The organism is Undibacterium sp. Ren11W (genome assembly GCF_049340485.1).
Lineage (GTDB): Bacteria > Pseudomonadota > Gammaproteobacteria > Burkholderiales > Burkholderiaceae_D > Undibacterium.
Window position 1 is genome coordinate 852,078 of the sequence record NZ_JBMPPB010000001.1, and the last position, 17,998, is coordinate 870,075.

The window sequence follows — 17,998 nt, forward strand, 5'->3', positions numbered from 1 at the left end:
GTCTACAACTGCGATAACAAACATGCGGAATCATCGTACTTATTTCTTTGCACTCACTTCATTGACGCGTAATTTTGCAGCTAACTTATCCAACACGCCATTCACATATTTATGTCCATCTAAACCGCCAAAAGATTTGGTCAATTCAACCGCCTCGTTGATAACGACACGATAAGGAATTTCAATGTGATTCTTTAATTCAAATGCACCTATCAACAAGGCAGCATGCTCTACGGGAGATAACTCAGCGATAGAGCGATCGATTAAAGGAGCGATTTCCTCCCTTAATTGTACGGACTGATTAATTGCGCCATGCAATAAAGAATTGAAATGATCCCGATCAGCTTTATCAAAGCCATGCGCTTCGCGAATGTGCGCATCAATAGAACCAGCCACTTCATTATTGAGTAGCCATTGATAGAGTCCCTGTAAGGCGAATTCACGGGCGCGATGTCTAGGCGAGCGACTTTTGGTCGGATTGGCGTGTACTGTTTTACTTGTCATTATTTTCTCTTGCAAAAGTATGAGGTGATCAGGCGTCGTAGCTGACATCCTCTGTCGCCTCGATCAATTCTTCCAGGGCCAAAGTCAGATTAGCCATTTCCACCGCTACGCGGGCAGCATCAGTGCCCTTCTCTAGCATGCGAGCTTCAGCTTGTTCATCATTTTCTGTTGTAAGGATTGCATTCGCAATCGCTATGCCGTTATCGAGACCAACACGGGTAATACCTGCTCCAGACTCATTAGAAACCAGTTCGAAGTGATATGTTTCGCCGCGAATGACCGCACCGAGAGCAATTAAAGCATCAAACTGATTCGTATCTGCCAGTTTCTGCAAAGCTAATGGCACTTCCAAGGCGCCGGGTACAGTGACATGCAAAATGTCTTCATTTAACACGCCTAGATTGCTGAGCTCCGCTAAGCATGCGCTTAACAAGCCATTCCCAACGGTTTCATTGAAACGTGCTTGCACGATGCCAATCCGTACTCCAGCACCATCGAGGTTTGATTCGTAATGTCCAACGGTCATAATATTTTCTCCTGCGGTTAGCGCATAAAATAATTTAAGGTTAATATATGGTATTTTTTTCTTGAGTCAAGATTGAAACTTTAGGTCTTCACAACTTCAGGTTTATCCAGATAACCCACTACTTCCAAGTTAAAACCTGTCATCGATGGCATTTTCCTTGGATTCGCTAACAGTTTCATACGTCCGACACCGACATCTTTAAGTATCTGTGCGCCTATTCCATAGTTCCGCAAATCCATACGAGCAGCACGACCTAAAGGCTTGCTATCAGGATTATTCAATGCTTTAAACTGGTCAAACATTTGCTCTGCTGTTTCTTCACAATTGAGTAACACCATGACGCCACTATCCGATGCCTTGATTGCTGCCATAGCACTGGCAACGTTCCATGAATGCGTGGAGATTTTGCTCTCAAGTAAATCGAGTATTGAAACTGGCTGATGTACGCGTACTAGAGCATCCTTATCAACACTAATAACCCCATGTACCAATGCCAAATGGGCGGAGCCGCTTGGCTTGTCTCGATATACGATTGCCCTAAAACTGCCGTGTACAGTGTGCATTTCACGCTCGGCCACACGTTCAACGATACTTTCGGTTTGACTACGATAGTGAATCAAATCAGCAATTGTGCCTATTTTTAGATCATGTTCTTTCGCAAAATCCATCAAGTCAGGCAGACGGGCCATAGTGCCATCATCTTTCATGATTTCGCAGATCACTGAGGCTGGCGTTAAACCAGCCAATTCTGCAAAGTCGCAACCTGCCTCAGTATGGCCGGCACGCATCAAAACGCCGCCTTTCTGTGCCTTCAAAGGGAAAATATGTCCAGGCTGAACGATGTCGTTGGCCGTAGTATTTTTGTGCACAGCAACCTGTACCGTTTTTGCACGATCAGCGGCAGAGATTCCAGTAGTAACTCCTTCCGCCGCCTCGATAGAGACAGTGAAATTAGTACCGTAGGCGGTTCCGTTCCGCGCCGTCATCATAGACAGGTTTAAAAGGTCGCAACGCTCCTCAGTCAAAGTAAGACAAATCAAACCGCGGCCATACTTCGCCATAAAATTAATCGCTTCGGGTGTTACAAAATCCGCAGCTAAAACTAGATCACCTTCATTCTCTCTATCCTCTTCATCCACCAATATGACCATACGGCCAGCGCGTAATTCATTCACTATTTCTTGGGTGCTTGACATACTCATGTGGATTTCCTAGATGGTGCAGCATGCGTGTTTTTCGCGTCAAAATGCGCACGCCTACTTTATTGGGGGTTTAACCCTCTATTGTAAAGTATTTCGCGTAGCTTCCTGAAAAGCAAAACGATTTATCCCCAGCTCTAACTTGAAATATTTGAAATTAATGTAATTTATTGCAATTAAATATAGCCAATATTTTTTAAATGGCAATAATTATCATGATCGAGGTCTTGAATAACTTCTGCGAACTGCAAGAAACAATAAGTGTATCGCTTAGCACAAGAGGGGCGACGAATGTTAGAAAGACGCATTCTCCGCTGATAGGAGTTTACGTCTTTAAGGTAACACTGCGCGAGTAAATACTTAAATCAAGTAATCCCATCATGGAAATACTGCCACCACCCATCTTTGCTTTACTACTTGATTATCTGCGCTCACTTGACTTGGCAATAAATAAAATAATTCCCCACTCGCTTCGCCATTGTCGTTAAGGTCTATACGCATTTTTAGTTGCAGATCTTTGGCAACAAAAGAATTGGCTGCGCTGGCAATTATTTGATGTTGATCTTGCCCATCGATCCGTGCATACATTGCTCTACCTCGCTCAAATAGTGACAAGCTCATGCCGTTCGATAAGGAATAAGCACCTTTAAATTTATAAAATTCATCAGAACTCATCCTGTAAATTTGGCTAGGAAGGTGAATACTCTGATCACCTGAAATGTTTACTGTTTCCACATCCGCCGCAGTCTGAGCCGACGCCAAGAAAGGCAGCATACTCAGCACTGAAATTGCAAATAGTTGTTTCATGATCATCCTCTTTGCTTCTCAGAATTTTTCGATAGTTTTGATTCGTATCTTCAAATAAAACTCCAAATAAAAACAAATGGCAAATTTATCTATATTAATTCTACAAGAATCAGTTTTTTATTTGCAAGCCTCCGCATCTCGCAGAATTTAATATAGGTTAGTCCAGCTGGAATAGATAATTAATAATTACTATTATTTGGGGTTTTTAAGAGCCTATTCCTCAAAATGTAGCGCAAAAAAATCATCAAAAAACATCGACAAAAATATAATTTTGACGCGCAGCCAAACTTTATCAACAGAACTTTTTCAATTCAAATAAGAAAATTTTATAACAAGATATTTTTAAATTTTTCTTGGTATTTATCACAGAACTATTTTCAAGGCATTAAAGCTGTCAGCGCTAAAGTAAACGGCAAAAAAAAGCCGCAAAATCTGCGGCTCTTTTTTTTCCTATGCTTCTTACAGATAATGCCTGACCTAAGCATTGCCAGTCATTTTCCGTCAATGTCCATGACCATCACCGTGACTGATGCTCTCAACTGACATTCCAGCCGCATTTTTCCCCTCAAAGAAAAACGGCTTACGACTCTTAGTTCTGCCCCCTACTTCGTTCATGCTGGCGGCGTCGTACAAACGTCCGTTCAACATCACTTGCGAAATCTTGTCTGATTGCCGTATGTCTTTAAGCACGTCACCGTCGATAATCACCAGATCGGCCAGCTTACCGACTTCCAGTGATCCTATATCTTTATCCATACCCAGATACTTGGCACCGTTTAAAGTGGCGGTACGTATGGTTTCCAGTGCGGTCATACCTCCTTTGGCGAAAGTCCACATTTCCCAATGCGCGCCCAGACCCTCACGCTGCCCGTGCGCACCAAGATTAACGTCGACTCCGGCACGCTGTAGTTCCGTTGCCGTGCGAGCGATGTTAAAGACATTGAAATCCTGATCCGGTGCAGTCTCGCGCCTGACGCTACGCGCTTCCAGTATCGAGTGCGGTACATAACGTGACAACAGCGGGTGCTTCCAGACATCGGTACGCGCATACCAATAATGTTCTCCGTCCAGACCGCCATAGCCAACGATCAAGGTCGGTGTATATCCCACTTTGGTTTGCGACCAGAGTTGCTTGACGTCGTCGTAGACCTTCGCCACAGGTAGTGCATGCTCGACACCAGTATGTCCGTCCACCACCATACTCATATTCGCCTGAAACAAAGAGCCGCCTTCCGGCACCACCATCATATTGGTTTGACGTGCTGCCTCCAGAATTTGCTGACGCTGTTCGCGACGCGGCTGATTATAAGACTTGACCGAGATCGCCCCTCCCGCTTTCAGTCGCTTTAAATGGGTCAGAGCATCGTCGAGACTGTTTACAACCGCACTCACATTTGCCTTTGCGCCGTAAAGTATTGTACCGGTCGAAAAAATTCGCGGGCCGATTACATTACCAACGCGCTGCATTTCGCTTTGTGTAAAGATCTCGGCCGTGTCGTTGGATGGATCATGGATGGTGGTGACGCCAAACGCCAGCGAGGCATAATTGACCCAACTTTGCTGAGGAATAATCTGACCTTCGCCCATGCCGCCGTGCCAGTGTACATCGACGATGCCCGGGATAATGGTCTTGCCATTAGCGGAAATTTGCCTGGCGCCGACCGGCACAGCGACGCTCTCGACACTACCGATAGCGACGATGCGATTATCTTTGATGACAATACGGGCGTTCTCTATGACTTCGTCGCCCTTCATTGTGACTACGCGTGCGCCAGAAATTACTGTTACGCCTGACGGTTTATCGGCACTCTCGCGAAAACCTATCTTCATGCCTTTTTCTACAGGTTTCGCTAAGTCTTTCGGTGCGCCCGCAACAAAATTGAATGCAGCAGTTAAAGGACTGCTGAACAACTCGTCACCGAGAGAGAAATTGAGCTTCTTGCTATCGCCCGACCAATGCAAGTATTCGCCGGCGTTGACATCCAATTGCCTAACCGGCAAACCATCCATTTTAGAACCTACCGTCAACGCCTTACCCGCCAGTGGCATAGGAGTGACGTAGGCGTGAAAGCGCTCGCCGAAAGCGAGCCAGTCACCATCCGGCGAGACCGCGAAGTTTTCGACGAACTCACCTTTTGCCACCGCCACCTGCTCACTCTTATCCATCTTAAAGCGTATCAGCGAAGTGGTCCAATCCACTTCCCCGGTATGTTGGGTGCGGGTCAAGTAGACATGCTCGCTATCTTTGCCAAATTGTGGCGCCGAGCCCTCATCAGTCAACAAACGCGGTATACCCTTACCATCCGCGCTGACCGCATAGACGCCGGTATTTAAACCGTTCCAAGGCGTCGTCAGATAGCCGCCACGTGATTTGACGAACACCACTTGCTTGCCGTCAGGCGAGAAAGTCGGCTCACTGAATTTTCCAGCCTCTTTACTAAGTATGGTTTCTTGTCCGCCTCGCAGATCTATGCTACGCACCGTGCCGAGCTTTTCGTCATTCCATGTGGTGAATACCACGCTATTGCCGTCACGCGAAAATTTCGGGAAGAACTCAAAATGATCGTCTTGTTTGGTTAGTCGATGCGGCGTGCCATCGGGCAAATCGCGCACATACAAGTAACCCAAAGCAGAGTAAATCACCTTATCGCCTTTAGGCGACACATTGACCCAACGTAACTGATGGACATCAAATTGATCTGGCGCTACCGCCGTTGGGTAGCGCACAGCGGCGCGCACTTCACGACTATCCTTGATATGAAAAGGTATTTCAGCGGCAGTCTTGGCAAATGGATTCACGCGCCAGATCTTACCCTTGGCCCAGACCACGATCTGCTTGCTATCGGGCAGCCAGCTAAAGGCCGGATACACACCATGCACTGCCCACGCTTCTTGCAAATCTCGTTCCAGCTCACCCCAGACCGGCGTCTCTTCACCGGTCGATAGATTCTTTAAAAATAAAGTACTTTGTGAATTACTCAAGCTATCGTCGGTACCGCGCACGCGCCGGACAAAGGCCAGATATTTGCCATCCGGCGAAGGGGTGGGACGCACGGCCCCACCGGCTCCACTAACCATGGCGATGGTTTTCCCATCTTGCAGATCCTTGCGGAAAATTTGATAAATCTGAGCGTTGGAATTTTTATTATATTCAAACGAAGTGCCGGGCGTCGTATCTTGCGAGTAGTACACGTAGCGACCGTCAGGCGAAAATGCTGGCTCCCCCAAATCTTTTTGCCAATTGGCTTTTTCATTCAGTTGTACGCCAGCACCGCCACTGCGGTGGTATAGCCAGATTTCTCCAGATCCAAGTGAGCGTGTTCCCGTGTAGTGCTTGCGCGCCGCGATGTATTGACCATTCGGATGCCAGACTGGATTATTTAACAGGCGAAAATCTTCCTTGCTGACCGCATGTGCATCGCTACCGTCGACATTCATCACCCAGATATTGTCGCCGCCACCGCCATCCGACATATACGTCAACTGTTTACCATCAGGAGAAAAACGCGCCTGCATTTCCCAGGCAATGCTGTGCGTTAAGGCCTTGGCCTCGCCACCCGCTATCGGCATTAGATACAAATCGCCTAACATATCAAATACGATCTGTTTACCATCCGGGCTAACATCTACACTCATCCAAGTGCCGGAGGTGGTGTCTAATGTAGCGGTGCTTGCCGCGCCGGGTGGGTGATTCACATCCCATTTCATTTTCTCGACGCTGTCTTTAACAGGCACCACGGCATCGACTGCCAATGAGGTACCGGGCATCGTCACGCAAGTAAGTGTGCACATGACTGAGATTAACAGGCTGAGGCGGCGTTTTTGAAAACTAGGCATAAGGTCTCCATTCTGGTTGGTCGTGTCGGCTAAGCTTGTGGCCGCCGACTATCTTTTTTTTTGTGCTTGCGTTTGTAAAATAGATATCTCCAATGTGACTTAAATAGATCCCCCATTCAAGCTGTGCTGGAAGATTTACCCAAGGCATAAGTTTTTGAGACTAGGAATACGCTAAAAAGTTCAGCAAGACAGGAAATATTGTCGATGTGCTGTGGAGTATAGATATAAAGCGACGGCGTATTACTGGCAGGGCTGGGCTGGCAACAATGACGCTTTGAATTTGCCAAATCAACAATCGCATTCTGGAGTCTTGCGTAAAGATTGAGCATTAAGTTAGTAGTGGTCCGCAAACATCTGGCAATACCACCCCATTTGGAGTATTATTAATTACCAAATGGAGGATTATCATGCTTACCAAGGAAAAATCCAGCACTACTGCAGCCAGATCCGGCAAACCGGCCGGCGCGATTAGAAACGCAGGCAGTGCTCCAAAAGCACGCCTAAAAGCAGTAGGCGGTCGCAGCGGCACACTAGATCCACGCATGTTCGCCAATATTGTCGAACATGGTCCGCGCGGTTTTGATGCTGTTCAACTGATACGCGAAGGTTTTCCTGCCAAGATACTTAAATCGGTCAGCGGCTTTTTTGGCGAAACCGAAGCGCGTATACAAAGCATCGTGCGGGTACCTGCCACTACCGCCTCAAGACTAGAAAAAGCCGCCGCCAAGATAGATTCTGCCGCTACCGAGCGCGTGTATCGCATGGGCGCCGTGACTCGCATGGCGATAGAAATATTTGAAGATAAAGACCATGCCATCGCATGGATGCGGCAGCCTAATCTTGCCTTAGGCAACGCCACACCTTTAGAGTTAATGGATACAGAACCGGGCGCGGTATCGGTACGCCAAATACTCAATGCCATCGCCACCGGTGGTGTCGCTTGAAGTTCTGGCGCATTACCACAAAAAAATATGCATTGGATCGTACTTGCTATGGCGCGCGCAGCGAGGGTGGTAGATGGAACCCTATCGGCTTCCCAGTTCTGTACGCAGGCGCCACCGTAGAAATATGTGCGCTAGAAAAGTTCGTTCATCTGGCAGGCACCATCTACCCGCCTTTGGTCCTGGTAACAGTTGAAATACCTGATGATCCTAGTATTATCATTCAACCCGCCATTGGCGATTTACCGGCTGACTGGGCCGATCTGCCAGCGCCGGAAAGTACCCAAATTTTCGGCCGCGACATCTTAGTCAAACATCAGGCACTAGCAATGCTAATCCCCTCAGCCATCATTCCAGAAGCGCTCAACGCAGTGATCAATGCCGACCACCCAGCCTATGACAGAATCAAACTCAGTATAGAAAGAGAATTTCGCTTCGACGCCCGTATGCGGAAGTGACAGTAAAAATCAAAAAGCACCTAGGCTAACGCGCATATTCCATGCGGGTTTACAGCACACCACCCCGGAGAACCGCATGGAATATGCGCGCTGGCGGCATGCATGTATTAAATATTTAAAGACTCGATACTAAGCACCAACTCTGGCAAGCATGAGCGTCGCGCTTCTGATCCTGAACGGCTGGGACGCAGATACCAGTTCGACATAAAATTCCCGAGCAAATATGCGAAAGATTAAATGGCTATAGATTAAAATCATGCGCACGCAGGATTTTGTAGTTTGTCTTATTTGATTGTTAGTCGAAACTAACGCATCCAGCCCCTCGCCACACTATTGAATCGAGCCTCATGTCTGTACCCGCTTCCTTTCCTGTTTCATCCATCACGCCTGGGCTGATTATTCTGCATGGCAATCAACTGGAGCAATTGCGCGCAGCGGTGTTTGCCTGGTTACGCAGCCATCCTCTCTCCCCTCTGGAACAAGCGCTATTTTTAGTGCAATCGAACGGCATTGCCGAGTGGCTGAAAATCGCCGTCGCAGAAGAATTAGGCGTCTGTGCAGCGACCCGCATCGATTTGCCAGGGCGCTTCTTGTGGGGAGTGTACCGCTCTATGCTGGGGCGCGATCAAGTCCCTAGCCGTTCGGCCTTGGACAAAGCGCCCCTGACCTGGCGCTTGATGCGCCTGATCCCCGAGCTCCTGGCGCGAGAAGACTTTTTACCGCTTAGGCATTTTCTGGCCGACGGCAATCCTGAGCGTCGCCTGCAATTGGCCGAGCGCCTGGCCGATTTACTTGATCAGTATCAGGTGTACAGAGCCGATTGGCTCAATGACTGGGCCGAGGGGCGCGATGTTTTGCGCAACGCCAGCGGCGAATTTATACCCTTGTTGGACGATCAACGCTGGCAGGCGCAGCTGTGGCGTGCCATCCTGACCGACGTGTTAAACAATAGCGAAGATGCGGCCGATGCTTTAGGGCGTGTCACTATCCATCAACGTTTTCTCGATAAGGTCGCAAGTGGCGAAGCGCCGATCAGCAAACTGCCGCGCCGCGTGGTGCTGTTTGGGATTTCGGCGATGCCACAACAGACCCTGGAAGCCTTGGCCGCATTGGCAAAGCACACTCAGGTGATCTTGGCGGTTCCTAACCCATGCCAGTTTTATTGGGGTGACATCATAGAGGGGCGCGAGCTGCTCAAGGCGCGACATAAGCGCCAGCAACCACGCAAGGATCTGGATCTATCGACTATACCGCTCGATCAATTACACGCACACAGCCATCCTTTACTCGCGGGTTGGGGCCGCATGGGGCGTGATTTTGTGCGCTTACTGGATGAATTCGATAATGCCAAGGCGACCCGCGAAAACTTCAGCAGCCTGCGTATCGATCTGTTTACCGAAGATCAGGGCGACAGCTTACTGCAAGGACTGCAAGCAGCGGTGCGCGATATGTTGTCGCTGGATGAGCACCCTCACCCCGGCTTTAAGGCCAGCGATAAATCTATCGTTTTTCATGTTGCGCACAGCACGCAGCGCGAAGTCGAGATTTTGCATGATCAATTGTTGAGCATGCTAGCCGAACAAAAGACAGCGCCTCTGCGGCCTAGAGACATCGTTGTAATGGTGCCCGATATCGAGGTGTTTTCAGCCGCTATCCGCGCCGTATTCGGACAATATCAGAGCAAAGATGCGCGCCACATCCCGTACACGATCGCTGACGTCAAGGACCGCAGCGTCAACCCTTTACTACTGGCACTGGACTATTTGCTGCGCTTGCCGCAACAGCGTTGCCGCCAGAGCGAAGTACGCGATCTATTGGACGTGGCAGCATTGTCCAGTCGTTTTGGGCTAACGCCAGACGACCTGCCGCAACTAAGCCTGTGGATCTCTGGTGCAGGAATACGATGGGGTCTGGATCAAAGCCACCGCAATGGCTTGGGGCTAGGCGCTACCGGCGAGCAAAATGCCTGGATTTTTGGCTTGCGCCGCATGTTGCTAGGTTACGCCAGTGGCGATGGAGCAGCTTATGCGGGTATAGAACCGTATGCCGAAGTCGGAGGTCTCGACGCGTCCTTGGCTGGATCGCTGGCACAATTTGTCGAGAGTTTAATTCATTGGAATCTCGTGCTGGCGCAGCCCGCCAGCCCGGAAGTCTGGGGTCAACGCGCGCGCTCTCTGCTGCGGGCATTTTTTATTTCTGAGGGTAGTCAACTCGATGAAGCTGATCGGATCACTCTCGGGCAATTAGACGACACGCTACAGCAATGGCTAGAGGCATGTCAAAGTGCTGGTTTTAGCGAGCAAGTTGGACTACCGGTGTTACGGGAAGCCTGGCTAAACGCACTCGATCAGCCTAGTTTAGACCATCAGTTCGTCTCCGGCGGAGTGACTTTTTGTACGCTGATGCCGATGCGCGCGGTGCCGTTTAAAGTGGTGTGCTTGCTAGGCATGAATGACGGCGATTATCCGCGCCGCAGCCAGCATCTCGATTTTGATCTGCTGGCGCAAGCCGGCATGGCGCGCCCCGGTGACCGCTCGCGCCGCCACGACGACAGGTATTTGATGCTCGAAGCCCTGCTAGCCGCGCGCGACACTCTGTACATCTCCTGGGTGGGCAAAAATATCCGAGATAATAGTGAACAACCGGCTTCGGTGCTGGTGGCACAATTACGCGACTATCTAAAAGCGGCCTGGGATTGCGACTTGGATCAGATGACCACCCAACACGCCTTGCAAGCTTTTAGCCGACGCTATTTTGAACAAGGCGGTTTACTTACCTACGCCAGAGAATGGCGCAATGCGCATCTTGAGCTGCTTCCAGACTATGCAGTAGAGACGGCATTGACACTCAGTAGCGAGTCATTACCGGTTTTTGAAGTCGATACTGGCTACCGTCTCAAACTAAGTGAGTTGGCGCGTTTTATCAAGCAACCTGCAAAATATTTTTTCCGGCAAAGACTGGGCGTGATGTTCAACGATGCGCAAACTCTGGGTGAGGATGAAGAACCTTTCGGTCTGAATGCTTTAGAAGAATATGCGCGTGCCGACAGCTTATTGGACGATGTAGGCGAGCCGGAAGCGCTAGACCAAGTAGCCGACAGTCTACGTACCCGTGCCGCCAAACTGGGCCGTGAAGGCGTGTTACCTGTGGGACTAATCGGTAAGCAATGGCAAAATCAATTAGTCACAGCCTTGACGCCAGTACGCACCGCCTGGTTAGAACTGTGCCAGCAATTCCCCTACCCTGCCGACAAACTTGCGATCAATCTGATCGTCGATGATATACAACTAGACGGCTGGTTAGAACGCATGCACAGCAACCAACCTGAACATCACGGCGAAGTGGTCAGCCTGACGCAAATCTCCAGCAAGATTACGAATAAAAAAGGCGAGTTACGCGGTGAAAAATTAATTGACGCCTGGCTCAGTCAGCTAGCGGCGGCGGCGCTAGGCCGACAGGTGACCGGCTTCTTATTGGCTCGCGACGCCATCGTCAGCATGCAGCCCTTAGATCAAACGCAGGCTATCGAGACCCTGCACACTTTGCTAGCCTGCTGGCGTGCCGGTATGGATAGACCTTTGCCAACCGCTTGCAAGACGGGCCTGGCTTTAGCGCAAGAAGCGAATGCGCAACAGGTATATGACGGTGGCTACCAGCTACGCGGCGAGGCAGAGGACGCCAGTCTGGCCAGACTATGGCCAGACTACGCAAGCTTGAGTGCAGAAGCAGATTATGAGAGTTGCTCACAGGCGCTATACGGGGCATTAGCCACATGGATGAAAACCGAGCTTGCCGTCACTACGATTGATGCTTACGTCGCCAGTAGCAACGATGACCAGGATGCACAATGAACAGCATTAACGTCAAGATAGAAAACAGCAGCCAGATACTGGATGCCCTACATTTCCCATTGCATGGCACGCGTCTGATCGAGGCTAGCGCTGGCACCGGCAAAACCTGGACCATCGCTGCCCTGTATCTGCGCCTGGTACTCGGACATGGCGCAGTCAACAGTTTTCCACGCACCCTGCTGCCGTCCGAGATACTAGTAATGACCTTCACCCGCGCTGCCACAAGGGAGCTTTCGCATCGTATCCGTGAGCGGCTGGTGCATGCCGCCAAGTGTTTTCGCGGTGTAGAGCCTGATCAAAAAGATGTATTCTTAATTGAACTGATACGCGCCTATACGCCGGGTGAAGCGCGACTACAAGCGGCACACCGTTTAATGCTGGCGGCCGAGAGCATGGATGACGCGGCCATTTTCACAATAGACGCCTGGTGTCAACGCATGTTGCGCGAGCATGCTTTCGACAGCGGCAGCCTGTTCGATGAAGAATTACTCAGTGATGAATCGGCCTTACTCGAAGACGCGGTACGCGATTACTGGCGTCAACAGGTCTACCAGCTCGACAGCAAAACATTAGCGTTACTGCGTAGCTACTGGAACGACGTCAGTGCAATGGAAATTGCGATACGTCAGCTGGTAGCAAAGAGCGAATTACTGGGAGCGGTACCGAAAGAAACTTTAGCGGGTTTAATTAATCGTGTGCAAAGTGAACAAGGCGCGATATTGAGCGAGCTAAAGCACGGCTGGCTAGAACGTGCGCAAGCGATGCAGGAATGGATAGAGGCGCAGCAAACTGCTGCACCCAAGTGTTTTAGCGGAGTAAAACTCAAAAGCGCCAATGTCCAGACCTGGTTCACCTCCCTGCGCACGTGGGCGCAAGATCCGCTAGCCCTGATGCCGGCTTCGTTTGATAAAGCCTGGAGCCGACTGACACCAGATGGCATCGCCGACGCCTGCAACAAGGGCTATAGCGTCGTCGTACCAGAAATTTTCGGCCGGCTAGAAGTATTAAAAGCTGCGTTAGATCAAATCGAACCTATCAAGTTTGCCCTGATACGGCATGCCGCCAGCGCGATTGCCGCGCGGGTCGCCGCGCTCAAGCAAAGCACGCGCCAGTTTGGGTTTGCCGATCTGCTGACGCGCCTACGTTTGGCGCTTACTGGTGAGAATACGGCGGCGCTGCGGGCACGTATTGTGGCGCAATATCCGCTCGCTATGATCGATGAGTTTCAAGATACCTCGCCCGAGCAATACCAGATCTTTGACGCGCTGTATCAGGTCGCGGAGAATAAGCCTGAGCTGGGACTGTTTTTGATCGGTGATCCCAAACAGTCGATATACGGATTTCGCGGTGCCGACATACAAAGCTATCTGGCGGCGCGTCTGGCTACCACTGGCAGACATTATCTACTGGCGACCAATTACCGTTCTAGCGTGCCTTTGGTGCGTGCCGTGAATCAGATGTTTCTGTATGCGGAAGGAGACCCTAGTGCGCAGCCTGCACAAAGCGGTTTTGCCGGTGGCGCCTTCAAGTTTCGCACAGCAACCGATAATTCGCTGCCGTTTGAAGCGGTTGTCAGCAATGGCCGCGCCGAGATTTTGGTCGATAGCATCGCTACGGTCAGCGCCATGACGCTCTGGTGTAGCGAAGAATCTGATCTGAATAAAGACGACTATCACCAGCTTTTTGCGAATCAATGTGCAGAGCAAATAGCCACCTTGCTCAATGACAGCCAGGCTGGGTTTCAGACATTGGCGGATGGTGTTCCAAGTTTTACCCGTCTGCAAGCTGCCGATATCGCGATTCTGGTACGCGACCGCAATGAGGCTGCGGCGATACGCCGGGCCTTGCAAAAACGCAAAATTGCCAGTGTCTACTTATCGGATAAAGACTCGGTCATACGCAGCGACGAAGCAGCGGATGTATTACGCTGGCTGCACGCGGTGTCTCAGCCGCTAGACAATAGTTTGGGTCGTGCGGCCTTTGCCACGGCGACTGCCGGCCTATCGCTGACAACTCTGGCCAGCCATGCCTATGACGATATGGTGTGGGAACAACGCGTAGAGCAACTAAAAAGCTTGCATTTATTATGGCAACGTCAGGGCATCCTGGCCATGCTCAGGCGTTTTATCCACGATCTGGGTCTGCCTGCCAGTTTATTACAACAAGCTGGTGGCGAACGCCGCTTGACCAATCTGCTGCACCTGGCCGAGTTATTACAAAATGCCAGTCAACAACTCGATGGCGAACAGGCGGTAATTCGCTGGCTGGCGGAGCAAATCGAGAATGAGACCGAAAGCGGTGAAGAACGCGTGTTACGCTTAGAAAGCGACGCTGAGTTAGTCAAAGTTGTGACGGTACATAAATCCAAGGGCTTAGAATATCCGCTGGTGTTCTTACCGTTCGCGGTCAGTGCGCGTCCTGCCAGCACCCGCAACCGTAGTTTTTTAGAATTTGTCGATGAACATGGAAAGCCACAAATTGATCTGGCTTTATCCGAGCATGCCTTAGCTCAGATGGAAACAGCGCGCATTGAAGAAGACCTGCGCCTGCTGTATGTAGCATTAACACGTGCACGGCATGCCGTATGGTTAGGAGTGGCCTCACTCAAGAATAAAATTCATGACTCGGCCTTGGGCTATCTGATCGCTGGCGGCCGACCTCTGGCCGCCAGCGATCTCATCGATGAACTGGCGAAGTTGCGCGGTGCTTGCTCCGAGATCCAGATCTTAGCGATCGCCCCTCTGGAACAAGGCATCCCGGTCAGCCTGCTGGCGCGGCTTGATGAAAGACCGGTCTTAATTGATGCGCCCCTGTTTAGCGCCTCCTTTGAGCGCGATTGGTCGGTCAGTAGTTTTACTGCGCTAACCAAGGCGATGTCGGTGACTGCGCCTGCAGTCGTCGCGAGTCGTCCGCAAGAAGAAAAACTTCTGGAGAATCCCGACCTGGGACTGCAGGATAATCTAGTAATTAACGATCAATTTGGCAAAACCCAGAATTCGGTATGGCACCAATTTCCACGCGGCCCGCTGCCGGGGCAATTTTTGCATGAACAACTAGAGTGGATGGCACTGGAAGGCCTGACGATCGCCAATCAGGATAGTTTTAATACGCGGCTAGCAGTGCGCTGCGAACGCGCTGGCTGGGGCCATAGGCAAACCGAGACGGCTGTCTGGCTACAGGCCATTGCGAACACCCATTTACCTGCCATCGGCGCCACACTATGCGATCTAGCTTTAGAAAACACTCTTCCCGAAATGGAGTTTTGGTTCCCTAGTGAAGATTTCGCCACTAAGCAATTAGATCAATTATGCCAAGCGCATATGCTCGATGGGTTAGCGCGCCCTGCTTTGCCAGAGCGCCAACTGCACGGCATGCTCAAAGGTTATGCCGATCTGGTGTTTGAACACGAAGGGCGTTACTGGGTGCTCGATTACAAATCGAATTACCTAGGCGGTGAAAATGCCAGCTATCACACGCATGCGCTGGCTGCTGCCATGGCGCAACACCGCTACGATGTGCAGGGCGCGATTTATCTGCTAGCACTGCACCGTCTATTAAAAGACCGTCTCGGTGCGTTTTATGATCCACAGACGCAACTAGGTGGGGCGATCTTCTTTTTCTTGCGCGGCATACAGCATAACGAGACGCGTGGCTGTTATCAGCTGCAGGCCTCAAGCCAGATGCTGGATGCTCTCGACAACTTATTTACATCGGAAGCAGCGAGCCTATGACGCGCAACACAAGTCTCCCATCCGTCAGTTCTTTTTCAGCGATACCCACCGCTTTACTGCCACTGTTCGACGCCTTAGATGATCTGGCGCAGGCCGGTTTACTGCGTAGGCTGGGTCCCGCGCTGGCACGTTTTATGGCGTCCTTAGGCGTGCTAAATCCGGCACCACTACTGGCTTGCACCATACTCTCAGAATTGGAGGGGCGTGGCCATAGTTGTCTGATGTTGCAGGAACTGGCAGATAATCCCAGCGCCCTATTAGGCTGGAAAAACGAGCAATGGAGCGCCCTTGCAGAACTGGCGCAGCCACTACCGAATGACCTGGCTAGCTGGCGTCATTGCTTGAGTAATTGCCAGCAAATCTGGCTAGTCACAGATGTAGGCAATAATCAACAACAGCCGCTGGTGTTAGATCAGGATAGACTGTATCTGCGCCGCTATTGGAAGGATGAAACCAATGTGGCAGACGCAATCGGCGCTCGCGCCGACAGTCGGCGCACGGTCGATATTGCGCAGGCTCAGCACTGGTTGAATAAGTTGTTTGACAGCAGCAGCGCAGCTACGGAACATGCCGCCGAGCCAGACTGGCAAAAAATCGCCTGCGCGATTGCCTTGCGCAGTCAACTTAGTATCATCACTGGCGGGCCTGGCACCGGCAAGACTTATACGGTAGCGCGGCTACTCGCCCTGCTGTTTGCCAGCGCAACGACACCAGAAAATTTGCGGATCGCGCTTGCCGCGCCCACTGGCAAGGCGGCCGCCAGGCTAAAACAAGCAATCGACGCCGCGCTTGAGGAATTAAGCGATAAAGTTGGTAGCGCCCTGCCCCTGGCGCAATTGAGTAGCAGCATGGGCGCAGCACGCACATTGCACAGCTTGCTAGGTGCGCGTCCGAATACCCGGTTCTTTAGCCACCACAGCGGTAATCAACTTGATGTCGATGTGCTGATTGTGGACGAGGCCTCGATGGTGCATCTGGAGATGATGGCCGCTATACTCGCCGCCCTGCCAGCCACCACCATGTTGATACTACTGGGTGATAAAGATCAGTTGGCATCGGTAGAAGCCGGTGCGGTATTAGGCGATTTATGCCGCAACGCCGAAGCCGGTGCCTACGGCGCGCAGACGCTAGACTACCTGTCATTAAGCTGCGGCATCGCTGTGCCGCAGCGCTATTTGGGCGACGGCGGCGCACTTAGTCAGCAAACCGTGATGCTGCGTCAGAGTCGGCGCTTCAGTGGCCCTATCGGTCAGCTGGCGTTGGCGGTCAACAGCGGCAATAATGCTGCGGCTAGTGCTATTCTGCGTGCGAATCTGCATACGAATGACGGTCCTGTCTTAAACTGGATGACACAGGCCCAAACCAAAGAGATGTTGCAACTGGCCCTCAATGGTCGCAGCGGTGCAGAAGGCGGCTATTGCGGCTATCTGTCACTCCTCAATGAGCAGCCAAAAAACCATGTTGCTGGCACCAATCTCGTTGCCGAACATGAAAAATGGGCGCTGAATGTACTCCAGCGTTTTGAAAGCTTCCGCATTTTATGCGCGGTACGCGAAGGCGCATGGGGCGTGGCAGGTTTAAATAGCGCTATCGAGCAAGCATTAGATAGCCAAAAACTGATCAAGCGTCACAGTGAATGGTATATCGGCCGCCCCGTGATGATCACGCGCAATGATCACGGCACCGGTGTCTACAACGGTGACATCGGCATCTGCCTGCCCGACCCGCTGCGCAAAGACGCCCAGCGCGTCTACTTTTTAGAAGGGCCAACAGTACGCAGCGTACTGGCTACACGCCTGCGCGATGTGGTTACCGCCTATGCCATGACGGTACATAAATCCCAGGGTTCAGAATTTAGCCACACCGTGCTGGTCTTGCCTGAAGTCTCTTCACCCGTACTCAGCCGCGAACTGGTGTACACCGGCATCACCCGAGCCAGAAGCAATTTCACCCTGGTGACGCCAAGCGCATCGGTATTTGACGACGCCCTAAAACGCAGAACCCTGCGCGCCAGCGGCTTGGCCAGTTTGCTGGACAGGTTTTAGATAGTTGAGACAACCAGGCGCGCACCGTATTATCCTGTCCACTTAAGCTTAATAAAGGATAACTAGGGGGGTATGCATATTAATCGGGCTGTTACGCAC

Annotated in this window: 10 protein-coding genes; 5 read left to right on the forward strand and 5 right to left on the reverse strand. The window is 51.0% G+C overall.

Annotation, left to right across the window (positions count from 1 at the left end):
* Positions 1 to 39 precede the first annotated feature (39 nt).
* The 5 genes from nusB to ACO0K8_RS03930 form a co-directional block, all read right to left on the reverse strand.
* The gene (gene nusB, locus ACO0K8_RS03910) at positions 40 to 504 is read right to left on the reverse strand and encodes a transcription antitermination factor NusB (RefSeq protein ID WP_422945305.1); all 465 of its coding nucleotides are present in this window, start codon (positions 502 to 504) and stop codon (positions 40 to 42) included.
* 28 nt (positions 505 to 532) lie between these two features.
* The gene (ribH, locus tag ACO0K8_RS03915; protein WP_295751399.1) at positions 533 to 1,030 is read right to left on the reverse strand and encodes a 6,7-dimethyl-8-ribityllumazine synthase; all 498 of its coding nucleotides are present in this window, start codon (positions 1,028 to 1,030) and stop codon (positions 533 to 535) included.
* 80 nt (positions 1,031 to 1,110) lie between these two features.
* A complete protein-coding gene (gene ribBA / locus ACO0K8_RS03920) occupies positions 1,111 to 2,232 on the reverse strand; it encodes a bifunctional 3,4-dihydroxy-2-butanone-4-phosphate synthase/GTP cyclohydrolase II (protein ID WP_422945306.1) in 1,122 nt (373 codons plus the stop codon).
* Between the two features lie 375 nt (positions 2,233 to 2,607).
* A complete protein-coding gene (locus ACO0K8_RS03925; protein WP_422945307.1) occupies positions 2,608 to 3,036 on the reverse strand; it encodes a hypothetical protein in 429 nt (142 codons plus the stop codon).
* Between the two features lie 501 nt (positions 3,037 to 3,537).
* Positions 3,538 to 6,873 (reverse strand): amidohydrolase family protein, encoded by a 3,336-nt coding sequence (locus ACO0K8_RS03930; protein WP_422945308.1) that lies wholly within the window; start codon positions 6,871 to 6,873, stop codon positions 3,538 to 3,540.
* Between the two features lie 407 nt (positions 6,874 to 7,280).
* On the opposite strand from ACO0K8_RS03930, the gene parS reads away from it, so the two are divergent.
* The 5 genes from parS to recD all read left to right on the forward strand — a co-directional run bounded on the left by parS (position 7,281) and on the right by recD (position 17,899).
* Positions 7,281 to 7,817, forward strand: a complete 537-nt coding sequence (gene parS / locus ACO0K8_RS03935) for a type II toxin-antitoxin system Xre/ParS family antitoxin (protein WP_422945309.1) — start codon at positions 7,281 to 7,283, stop codon at positions 7,815 to 7,817.
* Positions 7,814 to 8,272, forward strand: a complete 459-nt coding sequence (locus tag ACO0K8_RS03940) for an RES family NAD+ phosphorylase (RefSeq protein WP_422945310.1) — start codon at positions 7,814 to 7,816, stop codon at positions 8,270 to 8,272. Before parS ends, ACO0K8_RS03940 begins: the two co-directional genes overlap by 4 nt.
* 347 nt (positions 8,273 to 8,619) lie before the next feature.
* Positions 8,620 to 12,123 (forward strand): exodeoxyribonuclease V subunit gamma, encoded by a 3,504-nt coding sequence (gene recC, locus ACO0K8_RS03945; protein ID WP_422945311.1) that lies wholly within the window; start codon positions 8,620 to 8,622, stop codon positions 12,121 to 12,123.
* Entirely contained in the window at positions 12,120 to 15,854 is a 3,735-nt protein-coding gene (gene recB / locus ACO0K8_RS03950) for an exodeoxyribonuclease V subunit beta (protein WP_422945312.1), read from the forward strand. Before recC ends, recB begins: the two co-directional genes overlap by 4 nt.
* Positions 15,851 to 17,899, forward strand: a complete 2,049-nt coding sequence (gene recD, locus ACO0K8_RS03955; protein WP_422945313.1) for an exodeoxyribonuclease V subunit alpha — start codon at positions 15,851 to 15,853, stop codon at positions 17,897 to 17,899. The genes recB and recD overlap by 4 nt, the downstream gene beginning before the upstream one ends.
* The last annotated feature ends 99 nt before the right edge of the window (positions 17,900 to 17,998 follow it).

Excerpts from the sequence above, each read along its gene's own strand:
- recC (WP_422945311.1), top strand. The coding sequence starts at position 8,620 with ATGTCTGTACCCGCTTCCTTTCCTGTTTCATCCATCACGCCTGGGCTG.
- nusB (WP_422945305.1), bottom strand. The coding sequence starts at position 504 with ATGACAAGTAAAACAGTACACGCCAATCCGACCAAAAGTCGCTCGCCT.
- parS (WP_422945309.1), top strand. The coding sequence starts at position 7,281 with ATGCTTACCAAGGAAAAATCCAGCACTACTGCAGCCAGATCCGGCAAA.
- ACO0K8_RS03925 (WP_422945307.1), bottom strand. The coding sequence starts at position 3,036 with ATGAAACAACTATTTGCAATTTCAGTGCTGAGTATGCTGCCTTTCTTG.
- recB (WP_422945312.1), top strand. The coding sequence starts at position 12,120 with ATGAACAGCATTAACGTCAAGATAGAAAACAGCAGCCAGATACTGGAT.
- ACO0K8_RS03930 (WP_422945308.1), bottom strand. The coding sequence starts at position 6,873 with ATGCCTAGTTTTCAAAAACGCCGCCTCAGCCTGTTAATCTCAGTCATG.
- ribH (WP_295751399.1), bottom strand. The coding sequence starts at position 1,030 with ATGACCGTTGGACATTACGAATCAAACCTCGATGGTGCTGGAGTACGG.
- recD (WP_422945313.1), top strand. The coding sequence starts at position 15,851 with ATGACGCGCAACACAAGTCTCCCATCCGTCAGTTCTTTTTCAGCGATA.
- ribBA (WP_422945306.1), bottom strand. The coding sequence starts at position 2,232 with ATGAGTATGTCAAGCACCCAAGAAATAGTGAATGAATTACGCGCTGGC.